We start from the raw sequence: 18,249 nt of genomic DNA, 5'->3' as shown, positions 1-18,249 counted from the left end.
ATGGCAGAAATCATCTACGACGACGGCGCAGACCTGTCGCTGATCCAGTCCAAGAAGGTTGCCATCATTGGTTACGGTTCGCAGGGTCACGCGCACGCGCTGAACCTGAAGGATTCCGGAGTTGACGTGGTCGTCGGCCTGCGCCCCGGTTCCTCCTCCTGGGCCAAGGCTGAGGCCGCCGGCCTCGAGGTCAAGGACGTGGCCGAGGCCGTCGCCGAGGGCGACGTCGTCTCGCTGCTGCTGCCCGACCAGGTCCAGCGCTACGTGTACGCCGAGCAGGTTGCCCCCAACCTGAAGGAAGGCGCCGCCCTTCTCTTCGCGCACGGCTTCAACATCCGTTACGGCTACATCGAGGTCCCCGAGGGCCACGACGTCGTCATGGTCGCCCCCAAGGGCCCCGGCCACAAGGTCCGCGAGACCTACACCCAGGGCAAGGGCACCCCGGACGTCGTCGCCGTTGAGGTGGATGCCTCCGGCCAGGCTTGGGACCTCGTCCTGTCCTACGCGAAGGCCATCGGCGGCACCCGCGCCGGCGTCATTAAGACGACCTTCACCGAGGAGACCGAGACCGACCTGTTCGGCGAGCAGGCTGTCCTGTGTGGCGGCGTCTCCCACCTGATCCAGGCCGGCTTCGAGACCCTGGTCGAGGCTGGCTACCAGCCCGAGATCGCCTACTTCGAGGTCTGCCACGAGATGAAGCTGATCGTCGACCTCATCAACGAGGGCGGCATCACCAAGCAGCGTTGGTCCTGCTCCGACACCGCTGAGTACGGCGACTACGTCTCCGGCCCGCGCGTCATCAACGAGTCCTCCAAGGAGGCCATGAAGGCTGTCCTGGCCGACATTCAGGACGGCACGTTCGCCCGCAAGTTCATCGCCGATCAGGATAACGGCGCCCTCGAGTTCAAGGCGCTGCGCGCCGAGGAAGAGGCTCACCCGATCGAGAAGACCGGCCAGAAGCTGCGCAAGGCCTTCGGCTGGACCGACTCCGACGAGGACTACACCGAGGGCAGCGCCGCGCGCTGATCTCGCGGTCCGTTTCGGATAGCGTCAAGCCCCGGCCTCGTTCCCAACTGAACTGCCTCCCGTTTCTTGGACATCGAAATTGAAGTCCAGGGAATGGGAGGCTTTTCGTGTCTGTGGATCTGGGGTTGAGGCATGATCGTTTGCTTCGGGAGCAGGCGGTGGAGATGTTTGAGAGGGGATGTGGCTATGGTTTGACCGCCAGGAGGCTTGGTGTGTCTGCCGAGACTGTGAGAGAGTGGCAGAAGATGTACCGCGTGATCGGGAGGGGCGGGCTTCTTGCCATGGGAGTAAAGCGGGCCAAATACGACTATGAGACCAAGGTCGCCGCAGCGAGGGCCGTGGTTGACGGTGGGATGAGTAAGCCTGAGGCGATGGTGCGTTTCGGTATTGCGAGCGCGACACCGTTGAAGCAGTGGTGCAGGCTGTACCGCGAGGGCGGCGTGCAGGCGCTCAAGCCCAAGCCCAAGGGCAGGCCGAAGGGGTCGGTGCGGGCGGTGCCACCAACGCGTGAGGAGGAACTCGCCGAGCGCGTGCGCAAGCTCGAGGCGCAGGTGGCGTACCTAAAAAAATCGATTGCCCTGAAGGCGCAGAGGCGCTCCCAAACCGGGACAAAGCCCTAGTGGTCGCCGAGCTTTCAGGGCGCGGACATGCGGTGGGTGATCTCCTCGAGGCCGCTGGTCTTGCCAGGTCGAGCTACTACTACGCGCTGGCTCACCCCAAGGGCGTGACCCGGGCGCAGCTACGTCCCAAGGTCGCCCAGATCTTTTCACGAACCCCCAACGGGTGCGGTCACAGGCAGATCGCCATGTGCCTACGCGCTGAGGCAGGAGAGCGCATCGCCGATAAGACGGTCTTGAAGATGATGCGCGAGATGGGGCTGCGCTGCGGCATACGCCGCGAGAGGGCCTATCACAGGTACAACTCCTACAAGGGGGACGTGGGGCAAAGCTTCAAGAACATCATCGGCCGCGACTTCACAGCCGATGGCCCTTGGCAGAAATTGGGTACCGATGTCACCGAGTTCAAGCTCTCCTTCGGTAAGGCCTACCTCGCTCCGGTCTACGACTTTGCCAGCAAAGAGATTGTCGCCTACTCCATCTCTCTGTGCCCCAACCTCGCCCAGCAACAAGAGATGCTCCAGATACTCATGGATGCCAAGCCCGCAGGGGTCGAGCCGATCTTGCACTCGGACATGGGATGGCAGTACCAGCACGAGGCCTACATCAGCACGCTTGCTGATAACGGTTTCATCCAGAGCATGTCACGCAAAGGCAACTGCATCGACAACGGCGCCACTGAGCAGGTCTTCGGACACATCAAGGACGAGTTCTTTCGCGGCCAAGACTGGCCAACCTTCGAGAGCTTCAAAGCCGACCTCGACGCCTACATCACACACTGGAACACAGTAAGACGCCAAGTAAAGCTCAAGGGCCTGACCCCGGCAGAATACCGGGATCAGGCCCTACGGGAAGCCGCATAACGGCTACCATTAAACGCGTCCAACTTTCGGGGCGCAGTTCAAACATGGGACGAGGCCGGGGCCCTTTTGTGCTCACGGGCACGGTTACGTTCGGCAGGGTTTCCGCGGGGTCAGTTCGCCGGTGCCTCGTCCGCGCCGTTCGTCCACGGAAGGGGCGCGGGGGAGAGAGCATCCGCGTTGGAGACGGTGGAGATCGGTGCAACGATCACGAGGGAAGCGACGGCGGCCGATGCGACGCGCGTCAGAGTTCGACGGGAGGGGCGCACTGTGATTCCTTGCTGTGAAAGACTGATTGACAGGACTAGTTTACAGGTAAGTGCTTGCTGAGCAACTAGCCGTGATCTGTTCTACTGCCCAGTGTTGGTCGGCATGTTCTGGTGAGGCGAATTGTTTGTTGGATCGTTTGGTTTGGCAGGGGAGGGGTTGGCATTGTTGGGCGGTGCGGGGATTGGGGGTCTGAGTGTGTAGGCCTGTTGTGGAATGAGGGGTTGACAGGCGTGTGTGAATGTCGATAGTTCTAATGTAATTGTCCTAGACGTTGATAAAAGTTGTCTGTCATATAACTGGTTAGCGAGCATCTAAATTTGTATGATGAATCTCGTGGATAGTGAGTCATGACTCACTGACCGCTGATTGACAACCCATATCGGAAGGACCAATGATGACCCTCCGCCACTACGGGCGCGCCCTCGCGGCTGCCTCGGGAGCCGTGCTGCTGTGCGCGACTCTCTCGGTTCCCGCGCTCGCGACCCCGACCAGTGACACCGGTGCAGCTGCTCCGGTGGCGGCCTCGGCAACCGACGAAGGTTCGGCCCCCATCACCGTCACCGTCACGCGCACCGACTCCCACGGAGACAAGGTGTACGAAGGTGACCTGATCACCATCACCGTCACCTACACCAACAACACCGACAGCGCGCTCACCGTCTTCCCGGTGGACTCGAACCTCTCCGGCGTCCTCACCACCGGCGCTCCGAACTGCCGCTGGCATAACCTCGCCGCGCACACCACCAAGCAGTGCACGACCGCCACGCACACCGTGACCGCGGACGACGTTGCGGCTGGTACTTTCACCCCGATGACCACGTGGGCGGCCACCCGTGACCGCAACGGCACCGACGTCATCGCCGGTGGCATTACCGCCAATGCCGACCCGGTGACCGTCGCCCAGGGTGAGCGTCCCCCGGCCCCGGACCCGCTGGAGACCCCGCAGGACTACGCGATCGGCGACAAGGTCCGCCTCGCGTCCCCCGGCCTCGCCGGATTCAGCTGCCACCGCATCCCCGCGCTGACCACCGCCAACAACGGCTGGATCATCGCCTCGTGGGACGGCCGCCCCAACACCTGCCAGGACGCGCCTCAGGCCAACTCGATCGTCTACCGCATCTCCAAGGACGGCGGTAAGTCCTGGACCCCGATCAAGACCGCCCTCGCCGGCACCCCCGGCGCCCAGAAGATCGGCTACTCCGACCCCTCCTTCGTCGTGGACCGCACCACCGGAACGATCTTCCTGTTCTCGGTCAAGTCCTACGACGCCGGCCTCTTCCAGTCCCAGCTGGGCACCGATCCTGCGGCTCGTAACATCCTGCACGCCCACGTCGTCGAGTCCCACGACAACGGCGAGACCTGGGTGAACCCGCGCACCATCACCGACCAGGTGACCGCAGGCCACACCGACCAGTGGTTTACCCGCTTCGCCTCCTCCGGTGAAGGCATCCAGCTGCGCTACGGCGCCCACGCCGGCCGCCTCATCCAGCAGTACGCCGTCGCCAACTCCGGCACGACCTCGCTCATGGCCGTCTCCGTCTACTCCGACGACCACGGCCAGACCTGGAAGCCCGGCGCACCGACCGAGGGCAGCGCCGACGAGAACAAGGTTGTCGAGCTCTCCGACGGTCGCCTGCTGCTCAACTCGCGCACGCAGGGCACCGCCGGCCAGCGCCTCGAAGCCATCTCCTACGATGGTGGGCAGACCTGGGGGCCGTTCCGCCACAACTGGGACCTGACGGACCCGCGTAACAACGCCTCGATCGTTCGCGCCTACCCGGATGCCCCCGAGGGCTCCGCCCGTGCTCGCGTCCTGCTCTTCTCGAACGCCGACTCCTCCAGCGCCCGCGCCAACGGCACCATCCGCGTCTCCTACGACGATGGCTTCACCTGGAACGATGGCAAGGTCTTCGAGAGTGGCGAGATGGCCTACTCGACGCTGCACCCCCTCGGTGACGGCACTTGGGGCCTGCTGTACGAGTCCGGCGGCTACAAGAACATCGAGTTCATGCGACTGGACGCCGCCTACCTCGGCCTGACCGACCCCGGCGAGGAGCCTGCTCCCGAGCCGCAGCCCACCCCTGACCCGACCCCCCAGCCGCAGCCGACTCCGGATCCGACTCCGGAGCCGCAGCCCACCCCTGAGCCCGCCCCCGCGGTCACCCCCGCGCACTGGGTGAACACCGGCTCGGGCTGGAAGTGGCAGCTGGAGGACTCCAGCTACGCGACCAACCAGACCATCACGATCGGTGACGCCACCTACCGCTTCAACGCATCGGGCATGATGGTCACCGGCTGGGACCTCCAGGACGGAAAGTGGAGCTACTACAACGCCTACGGCGCTCGCGTGAGCGGCTGGGTCAAGGATGGTTCCTGGTACTACCTGGATCCCGCGACCGGCGTCATGGCGACCGGCTGGGTGCAGGTCGACGGCACCTGGTACCTCTTCTCCGGCTCGGGCGCGATGCTCACCGGCTGGCAGAACACCGGCAGCTGGTACTACCTGGCTCCCTCGGGTGCCATGCTCACCGGCTGGCAGCACATCGGCGTTACCTGGTACTACTTCGCTGGTGATGGTCACATGGTCACCGGCTGGCAGATGATCGACGGACGCTGGTACTACTTCGCATCTTCGGGTGCGTGGATCTGATCCATATCCATCGCGGCCGGGGCCGGGGGAGCGTGTATGCCCTCCCGGCCCCGGCCTCGTCTATGGGGGACGTCACGGCGCAAAGAGACCACGGGTTGGACCCGTTCGGACGCGCGGCGCAGACGCGGGGGAAGATGGAGTCATGACACTGAACATCGCAGTAATCCCCGGTGACGGAATCGGCAAGGAAATCGTCCCCGAAGGCCTGAAGGTCCTGGACCGCGTCCTGGCGGACAAGGGCATCGACTACTCCACCACCCACTTCAACCTGGGTGCCGAGCGCTGGCACGCCACCGGCGACACCCTGACCGACGAGGACCTTGAGGCGATCAAGCGCCACGACGTCATTCTGCTTGGCGCGGTCGGCGATCCCTCCGTGCCCTCCGGCGTCCTCGAGCGCGGTCTGCTCCTCAAGCTGCGCTTCGCCCTCGACCACTACGTCAACCTGCGCCCCTCCAAGTACTACGAGGGCGTGCCCAGCCCCCTGGCCAACCCCGGCGACATCGACTTCGTCGTCGTTCGTGAAGGTACCGAGGGCCTCTACTGCGGTAACGGTGGCGCCGTGCGCGTGGGTACCCCGCACGAGATCGCGACCGAGGTCAGCGTCAATACCGCCTACGGCGTCGAGCGCGTCGTGCGCTACGCCTTCGAGGCGGCCGCCTCGCGCAAGAAGCACCTCACCCTCGTCCACAAGCACAACGTCCTGGTCAACGCCGGACACATGTGGCGCCGCATCGTCGACGAGGTGGGGGAGGAGTACCCCGACGTGAGCGTCGACTACTGCCACATCGATGCCGCCACCATCTACATGGTCACCGACCCGGGCCGTTTCGACGTGATCGTCACCGACAACCTTTTCGGAGACATCCTCACTGACGAGGCCGGGGCAGTCACCGGCGGCATCGGCCTGAGCGCGTCGGGCAACCTGAATCCCTCGCGCGAGTACCCCTCCATGTTCGAGCCCGTGCACGGCTCCGCCCCCGACATCGCGGGGCAGGGTAAGGCAGATCCGACCGCGACCATCTCCTCCGTCGCGCTCATGCTCGACTTCATGGGATTCGCCGAGGAAGCAGAGCGTGTGCGCGCGGCGATCGACGCCGACATGGCGGCGCGCGCCGAGGCCGCGGCGGCGGGAACGCCGCTCGTGCGCTCCACCTCCCAGATCGGCGATGACATCGCCGCCAGGGTCTGAGGTATCGATACGACGAGGGCCGCTCCCCGGATGGGGGCGGCCCTGTTGTTCTATCCGTCGGAGTGCCGGCCTCGCACCGCGTGTTAGCGCGTGCCGATGAGAGCGGGCAGGGACGTGCGGGAAGCCCACTGCTCGATATCGATGAGGGCAGCGCTGGCGCCCGCCGCGCGCACATCTGCGGAGTCGCTCGTGAGCATCGCGGCGTCAGCCGCGAGCAGGTTTGAGGCCAGAGAGGCGGCATCAAGCGCATCGAGTGTGCAACGCGACGTGCGTGTGTCCGCAGCCCCAGCGCGCAAAGCGGTATCGACGCGGACGAGCAGCTCGCCGGACACGTTGTACGCGTCGCTCAGCGTCCCCGCGCTCACCTGCGCCTTCGGCAGTGATGAGGCGGTGCAATCCCACGTGGCGACAGCCTGCGAGAGCTCCGCCGAAGAAGCGAGGTCCTTGCCGGAAGGGGCGAACGTGGGGGAGATGGACGACTCATTGAACAGGTCGATCGCCCAGGTCTGAACGCCCTGACGCGACGCTATATTCACGCGGTCGTTGATGAGTTGCGCCGCGTCATCGCCGGTCTCGAGATCGATGCCGTAGACGTGGGCGAGGCTCACCGCGCTCGCGTAACGCCCGAGCGCGGAGGCACCGAGCGTGCGTGCCTCTTCGGCGCTCGTCTTGTCCGGGTTGGCAGCGATCTCGAGGTCGCGCGTGGCCGTGCGCGCCAGCCACGACACGTACGCCGAGACGTCGGTGGGTGCATCGGATACTGCTGCCGGAGCGGATGCGCCCTCGGGCGTCGCCCCGCCCCACGGGTCCCACAGTCCGCCGAGCGCCTCGAGCCGTGCCTGCGAGGATGAAGCCACGTCACGCAGAGTGGACGAACAAGAGGCGCAATCCGTCGCGATATCTGCCAGCTGGGTAGCGCGAGCCGCAGCGGCAGCCTCCGTGCGCGCGGCCTGGTCGCGAACCGCCGCGAAACCAGACAGAGTGGGCAGCGACGACGCGTCGCACGCGGACAGCGCGAAAACCGCAGCCGACGTCACGACGAGGCCGGGAATGCGGTGTGTGGTCAAAGTCAGTTTTGCGAAACGCACACCCGCATCATCCCACACCCCCGGGTAGGATAGGGAACTGACCCGCGTACGCGAGAGAAAGATAGGCGCATATGGCATCGTCCACGTCAGAGGGACCGCTCGAGGAGCTGCTGGCTCCCGTGGTCGCACGCTCGGGACTGGAACTGGACTCGGTGACCCGCTCACGCTCCGACGCGATGCCCCTCCTGCGGGTCATCGTCGAAGCGCCCATCGGTGCCGACGGAATTGACTCGGACACCCTCGCTGAGGTGTCTCGCGCCGTGTCCAAAGCCCTGGATGTCGCTGACCCGATTGACGGCGAATACCTGCTCGAAGTCTCCACGCCGGGAGCCGAACGCGAGCTCACGAAGGTCGGGCACTGGATGCGACAGATTGGACGCCTCGTGCGCATCAAGCTGCGAGCTGGCGGCTACGTCTCCGGACGCGTCGTCGCCGCGAACGAGACCAGCGCAACGATCGATGTCGACGGCGAAACGACTACCATTGACTATTCTGACATGAGGAAGGCGCGCTCCCGCGTCGACTTTGGAACGGGGAAGTAGGAGACCATGGAAATCGATATGACCGCTCTGCGGATGGTGGAAAACGAGAAGGGCGTCAGCCTCGAAACCCTCGTCGACGCCATCGAAGAGGCGCTGCTCAAGGCGTACCACAACCTGCCCGGCGCCATCTCCCAGGCCCGCATCGAAATCGACAAGAAGACCGGACGCGTCACCGTCATGGCTATGGACGAGGACGAGGACGGCAACCCGATCGGCGAGTTCGACGACACCCCGAAGAACTTCGGCCGCATCGCCCAGTCGACCGCCCGCTCCGTCATCATGCAGCGCCTGCGCGACGCCGACGACCAGCGCGTCTTCGGTGACTTCGCCGGACGCGAAGGTCAGATCATCACGGGCACCGTCCAGGCCCCGCGCCCCGGTCGCCCCACCATGGTTCAGGTTTCCGACGACTTCGAGGCCGTCCTGCCCGACGGTGAAAAGGTTCCCGGCGAGTCCTACCGCCACGGCGACCGCATCCGCGCCTACGTCGTGGGCGTCGAGCGTACCGAGCGTGGTCCGCGCATCACCCTGTCGCGCACCCACCCCAACCTCGTCGCCGGCCTCTTCCAGCGCGAGGTCCCCGAAATCCAGCAGGGCCTCGTCAAGATCAAGGCCATCGCCCGCGAGGCCGGCCACCGCACGAAGATCGCCGTGGCCGCCACCCGCGAAGGCATCAACGCCAAGGGTGCCTGCATCGGCCCGATGGGTGCACGCGTGCGCTCCGTCATGGCCGAGCTGGGCGGGGAGAAGATCGACATCGTCGACTACTCCGATGATCCGGCGCGCTTCGTCGCCAACTCGCTGTCGCCCGCACGCGTCACGCGCGTCGTCGTCCACTCCGTGGACAACCGCACGGCGACCGCCATCGTCCCCGACTTCCAGCTCTCCCTCGCCATCGGCAAGGAAGGCCAGAATGCTCGCCTCGCCGCGCGCCTGACGAACTACCACATCGACATCCACGCCGACACGGAAACCGGCGACGACGCAATCGCCTCGCGCGTCTCGACCCCCGACGACGTGACAAGTCGCTCATAGAATCTGAGACGAGCAATCCCCTAGCTGGACTAAGCTAGGGGATTGTGTCGTATTCTGTGCCGCCAGTGCCCACCCCTGGGCCCCAGCGCACCTGCATTGGATGCGGCGCACACGCGCATCGATCCGCGCTCGTGCGGATCGTTCGCTCGCCGGACGGTTCGATTCGCCTCGACCGAACGGCCACTCTTCCGGGCCGAGGGGCCTGGATTCACCCCGATGCGGGGTGCGTCCACAAAGCCCGAGCCAGACGGGGTCTCTCGCGCGCGTTCCGAACGGGAAACCTGACGGACGGCGTGTGGGACGACGTGGAGGAGTTGATCAACCACCAGTGATGGCCATGGGCCATCAACGCCGAGAAAATGGAAGCGGGTTGGAAGCTGATGGGCACCCGATGAGTACCCAGCGATGAGCTGCCAGCAATATCAGTAAGGCGTCTCCGGACCGGAGACGCTTCCGGAATGGAGAAATGTGGCAAAGTTGCGTGTCCACGAGCTCGCCAAAGAGCTCGGAATCACCAGCAAAGAACTGATGGGTCACCTGAAGGAAGCAGGTGAATTCGTCAAGTCGTCGTCGTCCTCGCTCGAACCGCCCGTCGTGCGGCAGATGCGCGAGAAGTTCGCGACGGCCCCCAAGACCAAGAAAGCGGACGCCAAGCCCGCCGCCAAGGCCCCCAAGCCCAGCGCGGCTAAGCCCGCTGCGAAGAAGCCCGCCGCCCCCAAGGCGGAGGCTCCCGCGGCCGAGGCTGCCGCCGCTGCCCCCAAGGCCGCTGCGCCCAAGGCTGCTGCGCCCAAGCCGGGTGCCCCCAAGCCTCGCACCAAGAAGGCCGATGCTGCCCCCAAGCCCGCTACCCGCAAGAGTGCGGAAGGCGGCGCACCCAAGCCCGCGCCTCGTCGCGCCGATGCGCCGCGTCCGGCCCGCCCCGGCGGCCCTCGCCCCGGTGGCCCGCGCCCGGGCAACAACCCCTACGCCTCCTCGCAGGGCATGCCTCGCCCCGGCGGCTCCGGCGGCCCTCGCCCCGGTGCCCCGCGCCCGGGCGGCTCCGGCAACGGCGGCCCGCGTCCCGGCGCCTCGCGTCAGGGTGCCTCCGGTAACGGCGGTCCCCGTCCCGGCGCCCCGCGCCCCGGTGGCAACCGTCCGAACCCGGGCATGATGCCCGGCCAGGCGAACTTCGCACGAAACGCTGCTTCCGGTAACGGCGGCGAGCGCACCGGCCGCGGTGGACGCGGTCGCGGCGGCGCACGTCCCGGTGGCGCAGGTGCAGGCGCCGGCGGTCCCCAGAACAACGGCGGCGGCTTCGGCGGTCCCCGCGGCGGTGGCCGCGGCGGTCGTGGCTCCACGCCGGGCGCATTCGGTCGCGGAGGCGGCCGCTCGCAGCGCGGACGCAAGTCGAAGCGCGCGAAGCGTCAAGAGTACGAGCAGCAGAACGCGCCCGTCATCGGCGGCGTGTCGATCCCGCGCGGCAACGGCGCGCAGATCCGCATCCGCCAGGGCGCATCCCTCGCTGACCTCGCCGAGAAGATCGACGTCAATCCCGCAGCGCTCGTGACGGTCCTCTTCGCCCTGGGCGAGATGGCGACCGCCACGCAGTCCCTCGACCAGGACACCTTCGAGGCCCTGGGCGCGGAGCTCGGCTACGACGTCAAGGTCGTCTCCCCGGAGGACGAGGACCGCGAGCTGCTCGAGTCCTTCGACATCGACCTCGAGGCCGAAGAGCTTGACGACGCCGAGAACATGGTGTCCCGCCCGCCGGTCGTCACCGTCATGGGCCACGTCGACCACGGTAAGACCAAGCTGCTCGACGCGATCCGTCACACCGACGTCGTCGACACCGAGCACGGCGGCATCACCCAGCACATCGGCGCCTACCAGGTCACGGTCAAGGCTGAGGACGGCACCGCCCGCCCGATCACCTTCATCGATACTCCCGGCCACGAGGCCTTCACGGCCATGCGTGCCCGTGGTGCCCAGGTCACCGACATCGCGATCCTCGTGGTCGCAGCCGATGACGGCGTCATGCCCCAGACGGTTGAGGCCATCAACCACGCGCAGGCCGCCGGCGTTCCGATCGTCGTCGCGGTTAACAAGGTCGATAAGGACACGGCGAACCCGGAGAAGATCCGCTCCCAGCTCACCGAGTACGGCTTGGTCGCGGAAGAGTACGGCGGCGACGTCATGTTCGTGAACATCTCCGCCAAGCAGCGCCAGGGCATCCGCGAGCTGCTCGAGGCCGTCCTGCTGACCGCCGACGCGGCGCTGACCCTCGAGGCCAACCCGAACACCGACGCGCGCGGCGTCGCCATCGAAGCGAACCTGGACAAGGGCCGCGGCGCAGTCGCGACCATGCTGGTCCAGCGCGGCACGCTCCACGTGGGCGACTCCCTCGTGGTCGGCTCGTCCTACGGCCGCGTGCGCGCCATGTTCGACGACGCCGGTAACGACGTCTCCGAGGCCGGTCCGTCGACCCCCGTCGCGGTCCTCGGTCTCACGTCCGTCCCGCGCGCCGGCGACTCGTTCCTGGTTGCGCCCGACGACCGCACGGCCCGCCAGATCGCCGACAAGCGTGAGGCCGCCGAGCGTCAGGCCCTGCTGGCTAAGCGCCGCAAGCGCGTCTCCCTGGAGGACTTCGACAAGGTCCTGGCCGAGGGCGAGGTTGACACCCTCAACCTGGTCATCAAGGGCGACGTGTCCGGTGCCGTCGAGGCCCTGGAAGACTCGCTGCTGCGCATCGACGTGGGCGACGAGGTCGCGCTGCGTATCATCCACCGCGGTGTCGGTGCGATCACGCAGAACGACGTCAACCTGGCGACCGTCGACAACGCGGTCATCATCGGCTTCAACGTCCGTCCCGCTGAGCGCGTGGCCGAGATGGCGGATGCCGAGGGCGTCGAGATCAAGTACTACAACGTCATCTACTCTGCGATCGACGACATTGAGGCTGCCCTCAAGGGCATGCTCAAGCCGATCTACGAGGAGGTCCAGCTGGGCACCGCGGAGATCCGCCAGGTCTTCCGCTCCGGCAAGTTCGGCAACATCGCCGGTTCGATCGTCCGTTCCGGCACGATCAAGCGCGGCACCAAGGCTCGCCTGGTGCGCGACGGTGTGGTTGTCGCCGACAACCTCGAGATCGCATCCCTGCGTCGCGAGAAGGACGACGTCACCGAGGTCCGCGAGGGCTACGAGTGCGGTATCACGCTGGGTTACAAGGACATCGCCGAAGGCGACGTCATTGAGACCTGGGAGATGCGCGAGAAGGCTCGTGACTGATTCCGTGGCTTGAAGTATCGGGGTCCGGGCACGCTCGGACCCCGATCTTCTCTCATCTAGTGTTTCGACAAGGGCGTGAGTGCCCGAAAGGAGGGCGCGATGGCTGACGAAGCTCGCGTTCGAAAGGTGCAGGAGCGAATCCTGCAGACCGTCGCGTCGATGATCGGACGCCAGGTGAAGGATCCCCGCCTGGAGCTCGTCACCATCACGGACGTGCGCGTGACGGGCGACCTGCAGCACGCGTCCATCTTCTACACGGTGCTCGGCGACGACGAGCAGCGCGAGAAGGCCGCGCGCGCGTTCGCATCCGCGCAGGGTCTTTTCCGCTCGCGTGTGGGCAAGGCCCTGGGCCTGCGCCTGACCCCGACCCTGGAGTTCATCCTTGACGCCCTGCCCGAGAGTGCCGCCGCGCTCGAGGACGCCCTGGCCAAGGCCAAGGCGAAGGACGAGGCCATCGCCGCCGCGTCCGCAGGCGCGACCTACGCCGGCGACGCCGACCCCTACCGTCGCGACGACGAAGAGGACGAGGCCGACGCGAAGGATTGGGCCTGACCCTCATGGCTCGTCGCCCCGATAATCCTCGTCCCGGCCTGCTTGTCATCGACAAGCCGCAGGGACTCACCAGCCACGACGTGGTCTCGCGCGTGCGACGCCTGGCCCACACCCGCAAGGTGGGGCACGGCGGCACCCTGGACCCGATGGCCACGGGAGTCCTCGTGATCGGCATCGGGAAGGCGACGAAGCTGCTCACCTGGGTGAGTGGTCATTCGAAGGAATATCGGGCGACGATCCGCTTCGGCGTCGCTACCAACACGGACGACGCCGAAGGCGTCGCGACCGCAGCCGTTGGTTGCTCCTCGCTGAGTGAGGAACAGCTAGAGGCCGCGCTCGCGCCACTGCGTGGGGACATCATGCAGGTGCCCTCGACCGTCTCGGCGATCAAGGTGAACGGCAAGCGCGCCTACGCCCTCGCCCGCGCGGGTGAGGACGTTGAACTGGCGGCGCGTCCGGTGCGTATTTCTCGCCTGGAGGTCCTCGAGCCCCCGCGCCCCGCAGAGTGCATCCTCGAGGAAACCGACGCCGACAACGCGCCCGACGTTCAGGCTCTGTCCGGCCCCGTTCGCGTGGTCGACGTTGATGTCGTCGTCGAGTGCTCCTCGGGCACCTATGTGCGCGCCCTCGCGCGCGACGCCGGCGAGGCGCTCGGCGTGGGCGCTCACCTGACCGCGCTGCGCCGCACGCGCGTGGGCGATGTGCCCCTGGAGACGGCGATGACGCTCGAGGAGCTGAGCGCCGCCGTCGAGGCAGCCACCGCGGAAGGGGAGCCGGACGCGGAACCGGTCATGCCCCTCGTCCCGCTGGGCGAGGCCGCGCGCACCATGTTCCCCTCCCTGCTCATGACCGAGGCAGAGGCCGGGGCGTTCGCGCACGGCCAGGCACCCAGGCGCTCGCGCGACGAGCTGGCCCAGTGGGCGACCGAGGTGGGCTACCGCCCGGGCGATGCGTCCGAGGAGGAGACCTCGCCGATCGCCGCCGTCGCGCCCGATGGCACCGTGCTGGGTCTGCTTCGCATCGATGCTTCTCGCCTGCGCACCGTCCTGGTTTTCTAGAAAGAGACTCATGAACGTTTGGTATTCCCTCTCTGACATTCCCGGCAACGAGGCCAGTGTCGTCACGATCGGCAACTTCGACGGCATGCACAACGGACACAAGAAGGTCATCTCCACGTGCGTTGAGCGGGCCCATAAGCTCGGCGTCGACGCCGTGGCCATTACGTTCGACCCGCACCCCATCCAGGTCCACAAGCCGGAGGTAGGCCTCCAGCTGATCTCCCCGCTGCGCGACCGACTCGACGCGATGGCCGCCGCAGGACTGGACGCCACGCTCGTCGCCCACTACGACGCGAGCGTCTACAGCCTCGAAGCCGACGAGTTCGTGTACGAATACCTGGTCGAGCGCTGCGGTGCGCGCGAAGTCGTCGTCGGCGAAGACTTCCGTTTCGGACGCGGCAACGCGGGCACCATCGACACGCTGCGCGAGCTCGGGCGCCGCTACGGCTTCAACGTCATCACGGTCACCGACATCGAGGCCCCCGAGGGGCGCCGCTGGTCCTCCTCGTGGGTGCGCGAGCTCCTCGCCGCCGGCGACGTGTCCGGTGCCGCCCGCGTCCTCGGCCACCTTCACCGCATCCGCGGCACCGTGTGCCATGGCTTCAAGCGCGGCCGCACCCTCGGCTTCCCGACCGCAAACCTGTCCGAGGACGTCGAAGGCGTCATCCCCGCCGACGGCGTCTACGCCGGCTGGGTCGTGCGCGCCGTGCCCGGCACCCAGTCCGCAGAGTTCCTCCCCGCCGCCATCTCCGTGGGTACCAACCCCCAGTTCAACGGCGTCGAACGCACCGTCGAAGCCCACGTCCTGGGCCGCTCGGACCTCAACCTGTATGGCGAACGTATCGCGGTGACCTTCGTGTCACGCATCCGCCCCATGCTCTCCTTCGACTCCCTCGATGAACTGCTCACCCAGATGGACGACGACCTGCGCCAGACGGCCTCCGTCCTCGGCATCGGCGTCGCTGGGCGCGTCGACCCGGACTCCGTCACCGCCCGATAGGACACCATCCTCTTCGCCTGGCCCCGCGCTAACGGAGGCGTCCACCCGGCCCGAGGCCGGGGGAGCGCAGGTCGGGGGAGGAGAAGAGTCCTCGTGAGAAGGCAGAATCGTTAGCTTGGTCGCTCATTGTGGGGATAACGCCGGTGGCGTGCTACTGTAGAAAGGCCGTACACCGGCCGCGGACTGTCAGCACCCGGGAAAAGCCCGGATGCCCCGCGCAACGAACACAAAGGAGAAGCCTGTGCCGCTGAGCAAGGACGTCAAGGACCAGATCATCGCCGAGTACGCGACCCACGAGGGCGACACCGGTTCCCCCGAGGTGCAGATCGCGCTGCTGACCCGCCGCATCAAGGATCTGACCGAGCACTTCAAGACCCACACGCACGACCACCACTCCCGTCGTGGCCTGCTGCTGCTGGTCGGCCGTCGTCGCCGCCTGCTGGGTTACCTGGCTGACATCGACATCGAGCGTTACCGCTCGCTCATCGAGCGTCTCGGCCTGCGCCGCTGATTTTGGGCCGGCCCGCCTCCCGTAGCGGAGACGGGCCGGTTTTCACACGCCCGCCTCGGGCAAACCGTTAATTCTCGCGCGAAAGCCGCCGGTTTTCGACAGTGGCCTACGGAGCGTTTATCCGTGGGCTTCGATCGAAGGCCGAAGTGGAGCGCGACACCAACAAACCAAGGAGAAACGCCCCATGATGGAAGGCTCCGACATCATCGCCGCAGAGGCGATTATCGATAACGGCCGTTTCGGCAAGCGCACCGTGCGCTTCGAAACCGGCCGTCTCGCCAAGCAGGCCGCCGGCTCTGCCCTGGCCTACCTGGACGATTCCACCACCGTTCTGTCCGCCACCACGGTGGGCAAGAACCCCAAGGACCAGTTCGACTTCTTCCCGCTGACCGTCGACGTTGAAGAGCGTCAGTACGCCGCGGGTCGCATCCCCGGTTCCTTCTTCCGCCGCGAAGGCCGCGCGGGCACCGAGGCCATCCTGGCCGCCCGCCTCATCGACCGCCCGCTGCGCCCCGGCTTCGTCAAGGGCCTGCGCAACGAGGTCCAGGTCGTCGAGACCGTCCTGACGATCGATCCGGACGACGCCTACGACGTTCTGGCGATCAACGCCGCGTCCATGTCCACCCAGATTGCCGGCCTGCCCTTCACCGGCCCGATCGGCGGCACCCGCCTGGCGCTCATCGACGACCAGTGGGTCGCGTTCCCGCGCTGGAGCGAGCTCGAGCGTTCCGTGTTCAACATCGTTGTTGCGGGCCGCATCGTCACCAAGGAAGACGGCTCCGAAGACGTCGCGATCATGATGGTCGAGGCCGGCGGCGGCAAGAATGAGTGGGAGCTCATTCAGGCTGGCGCAACCGTCCCCACCGAAGATGTCGTGGCCGACGGCCTCGAGGCCGCCAAGCCCTTCATCAAGGCTCTGTGCGAGGCTCAGCTCAAGGTGGCCGAGAAGGCTTCCAAGGAGACCGCCGAGTTCCCGCTGTTCCTGGACTACACCGACGAAGAGTACGCGGCGGTCGAGGAATACGCGGCTGAGAAGGTCGCCCAGGCCCTGCTGACCGAGGGCAAGCTCGCCCGCGACGAGGCCGTTGACGCTGTCAAGGAAGAGATGCTCGAGGCACTGGCCGAGCGCTTCCCCGAGTCGGAGAAGGCCCTCAAGGCTGCCTTCCGCTCGCTCGAGAAGGCCACGATCCGTAACCGCACCCTGCGCGAAGAGATCCGCATGGACGGCCGTACCCCGCGCCAGATCCGTTCGCTCTCCGCCGAGGTCGAGGTCCTGCCCCGCGTGCACGGTTCCGCCCTGTTCCAGCGTGGCGAGACCCAGATCCTGGGCGTCACCACCCTGGCCATGCTGCGCATGGAGCAGCAGATCGACAACCTGTCGCCCGTCAACGCCAAGCGTTACATGCACCAGTACAACTTCGCTCCGTTCTCCACGGGCGAGGTTGGCCGCGTTGGCTCCCCGAAGCGCCGCGAGATCGGCCACGGCGACCTGGCCGAGCGCGCCCTGGTCCCCGTCCTGCCCTCGCGCGAGGACTTCCCCTACGCGATCCGTCAGGTCTCCGAGACCATGGGCTCCAACGGCTCCTCGTCGATGGGCTCCGTCTGCGCCTCGACCCTGTCCCTCCTCCAGGCCGGCGTGCCGCTGCGCGCCCCCGTTGCGGGCATCGCGATGGGCCTCATGACCGGTGAGGTCGATGGCCAGTTCAAGGCCGTCACCCTGACCGACATCCTGGGCGCCGAGGACGGCTTCGGCGACATGGACTTCAAGGTTGCCGGTACCCGTGACTTCATCACGGCCCTGCAGCTGGATACCAAGCTCGACGGCATCGACTCCCAGGTGCTGCGCGCCGCGCTGGCCCAGGCCCGCGACGCCCGTCTGGCGATCCTCGACCTCATCAACCAGGCTATCGACGGCCCGGATGAGATGAGCCCCAACGCCCCTCGCATCATCACCGTCAAGGTCCCCGTCGACAAGATCGGCGAGGTCATCGGCCCCAAGGGCAAGATGATCAACCAGATCCAGGACGAGACCGGCGCTGACGTCACCATCGAGGACGACGGCACCGTCTACATCGCCTCCTCCGACGGCGCCTCCGCTGAGGCCGCCCGCACGATGGTCAACCAGATCGCGAACCCGCAGATGCCCGAGGTTGGCGAGCGCTTCGTCGGCACGGTCGTCAAGACCACCTCGTTCGGCGCCTTCGTGTCGCTGACCCCCGGCAAGGACGGCCTCCTGCACATCTCGCAGGTCCGTCGCCTCGTGGGTGGCAAGCGCATCGACTCCGTGGATGACGTCCTGCAGGTCGGCCAGCAGGTCGAGGTCGAGATCGCTGAGATCGGCGACCGCGGCAAGCTGAGCCTGCACGCCGTCATCGACGGCGAGGCCGGCGAGCTCGAGGCCGCCGAGGGCGAGCAGACCGAGCAGCGTCGCGAGCGCCGCGACCGCTCCGAGCGTCGCGAGCGTCGCCCCCGTACCCGCACCCGCCGTCGCCGTGACGACGAGCGCGAGGACGGCGCTTCCGAGGAGTGAGTAGCTCCCGCTAGCTGAATCGGACCGGTGGCCGGACGGAGTGTGTGCTCCGCC

The 18,249-nt window shown here is 66.7% G+C and carries 16 protein-coding genes; 14 read left to right on the top strand and 2 right to left on the bottom strand.

Annotation, left to right across the window (positions count from 1 at the left end; translation table 11 throughout):
• From ilvC to JJJ16_RS05120, 3 genes are all read left to right on the top strand, one after another.
• Window positions 1–1,026 carry a ketol-acid reductoisomerase gene (gene ilvC / locus JJJ16_RS05130; protein WP_034467551.1) on the top strand — a complete coding sequence of 342 codons (1,026 nt, stop codon included), beginning with the start codon at window positions 1–3 and terminating at the stop codon, window positions 1,024–1,026.
• A 107-nt stretch (window positions 1,027–1,133) separates the two neighbouring features.
• On the top strand, window positions 1,134–1,646 hold the full coding sequence (locus tag JJJ16_RS05125; protein WP_219751171.1) for a helix-turn-helix domain-containing protein: 513 nt from the start codon (window positions 1,134–1,136) through the stop codon (window positions 1,644–1,646).
• A 32-nt stretch (window positions 1,647–1,678) separates the two neighbouring features.
• Window positions 1,679–2,506: an IS3 family transposase gene (locus tag JJJ16_RS05120; RefSeq protein WP_318836526.1), complete on the top strand. Its 828-nt coding sequence runs from the start codon at window positions 1,679–1,681 to the stop codon at window positions 2,504–2,506.
• Between the two features lie 110 nt (window positions 2,507–2,616).
• Here JJJ16_RS05120 and JJJ16_RS05115 read toward each other — a convergent pair whose 3' ends face one another.
• Window positions 2,617–2,772, bottom strand: coding sequence for a hypothetical protein (locus JJJ16_RS05115; RefSeq protein WP_219751624.1), 156 nt, complete (start codon window positions 2,770–2,772; stop codon window positions 2,617–2,619).
• A gap of 395 nt (window positions 2,773–3,167) precedes the next feature.
• Here JJJ16_RS05115 and JJJ16_RS05110 point away from each other — a divergent pair, with 395 nt between their 5' ends.
• Window positions 3,168–5,423, top strand: a complete 2,256-nt coding sequence (locus tag JJJ16_RS05110) for a sialidase family protein (RefSeq protein ID WP_219751990.1) — start codon at window positions 3,168–3,170, stop codon at window positions 5,421–5,423.
• Window positions 5,424–5,565: 142 nt separating this feature from the next.
• Entirely contained in the window at window positions 5,566–6,615 is a 1,050-nt protein-coding gene (locus JJJ16_RS05105; RefSeq protein ID WP_034464035.1) for a 3-isopropylmalate dehydrogenase, read from the top strand.
• Between the two features lie 83 nt (window positions 6,616–6,698).
• On the opposite strand, the gene JJJ16_RS05100 is transcribed toward JJJ16_RS05105, so the two are convergent.
• Window positions 6,699–7,703 carry a hypothetical protein gene (locus tag JJJ16_RS05100; RefSeq protein ID WP_318836525.1) on the bottom strand — a complete coding sequence of 335 codons (1,005 nt, stop codon included), beginning with the start codon at window positions 7,701–7,703 and terminating at the stop codon, window positions 6,699–6,701.
• 71 nt (window positions 7,704–7,774) lie between these two features.
• Here JJJ16_RS05100 and rimP point away from each other — a divergent pair, with 71 nt between their 5' ends.
• From rimP to JJJ16_RS05055, 9 genes are all read left to right on the top strand, one after another.
• Window positions 7,775–8,245 (top strand): ribosome maturation factor RimP, encoded by a 471-nt coding sequence (gene rimP / locus JJJ16_RS05095; RefSeq protein ID WP_070835340.1) that lies wholly within the window; start codon window positions 7,775–7,777, stop codon window positions 8,243–8,245.
• 6 nt (window positions 8,246–8,251) lie between these two features.
• Entirely contained in the window at window positions 8,252–9,280 is a 1,029-nt protein-coding gene (gene nusA, locus JJJ16_RS05090; protein WP_003796129.1) for a transcription termination factor NusA, read from the top strand.
• Between the two features lie 44 nt (window positions 9,281–9,324).
• Window positions 9,325–9,612 carry a YlxR family protein gene (locus tag JJJ16_RS05085; protein WP_318836524.1) on the top strand — a complete coding sequence of 96 codons (288 nt, stop codon included), beginning with the start codon at window positions 9,325–9,327 and terminating at the stop codon, window positions 9,610–9,612.
• Window positions 9,613–9,748: 136 nt separating this feature from the next.
• Window positions 9,749–12,544 (top strand): translation initiation factor IF-2, encoded by a 2,796-nt coding sequence (infB, locus tag JJJ16_RS05080; protein ID WP_219751622.1) that lies wholly within the window; start codon window positions 9,749–9,751, stop codon window positions 12,542–12,544.
• Between the two features lie 99 nt (window positions 12,545–12,643).
• A complete protein-coding gene (gene rbfA, locus JJJ16_RS05075) occupies window positions 12,644–13,096 on the top strand; it encodes a 30S ribosome-binding factor RbfA (protein ID WP_219751621.1) in 453 nt (150 codons plus the stop codon).
• A gap of 5 nt (window positions 13,097–13,101) precedes the next feature.
• Window positions 13,102–14,154, top strand: coding sequence for a tRNA pseudouridine(55) synthase TruB (gene truB, locus JJJ16_RS05070; RefSeq protein ID WP_219751620.1), 1,053 nt, complete (start codon window positions 13,102–13,104; stop codon window positions 14,152–14,154).
• A 10-nt stretch (window positions 14,155–14,164) separates the two neighbouring features.
• Entirely contained in the window at window positions 14,165–15,154 is a 990-nt protein-coding gene (locus JJJ16_RS05065; RefSeq protein ID WP_219751619.1) for a bifunctional riboflavin kinase/FAD synthetase, read from the top strand.
• A 241-nt stretch (window positions 15,155–15,395) separates the two neighbouring features.
• Complete coding sequence (gene rpsO / locus JJJ16_RS05060) at window positions 15,396–15,665, top strand: 30S ribosomal protein S15 (RefSeq protein ID WP_007587851.1); 270 nt, start codon at window positions 15,396–15,398, stop codon at window positions 15,663–15,665.
• A 184-nt stretch (window positions 15,666–15,849) separates the two neighbouring features.
• Window positions 15,850–18,195, top strand: coding sequence for a polyribonucleotide nucleotidyltransferase (locus JJJ16_RS05055; RefSeq protein WP_219751618.1), 2,346 nt, complete (start codon window positions 15,850–15,852; stop codon window positions 18,193–18,195).
• Window positions 18,196–18,249: the final 54 nt, after the last annotated feature.

This window comes from Schaalia sp. ORNL0103 (assembly GCF_019429565.1).
Classification (GTDB): domain Bacteria; phylum Actinomycetota; class Actinomycetes; order Actinomycetales; family Actinomycetaceae; genus Pauljensenia.
This window is presented reverse-complemented; position numbering and strand designations above follow the sequence as displayed.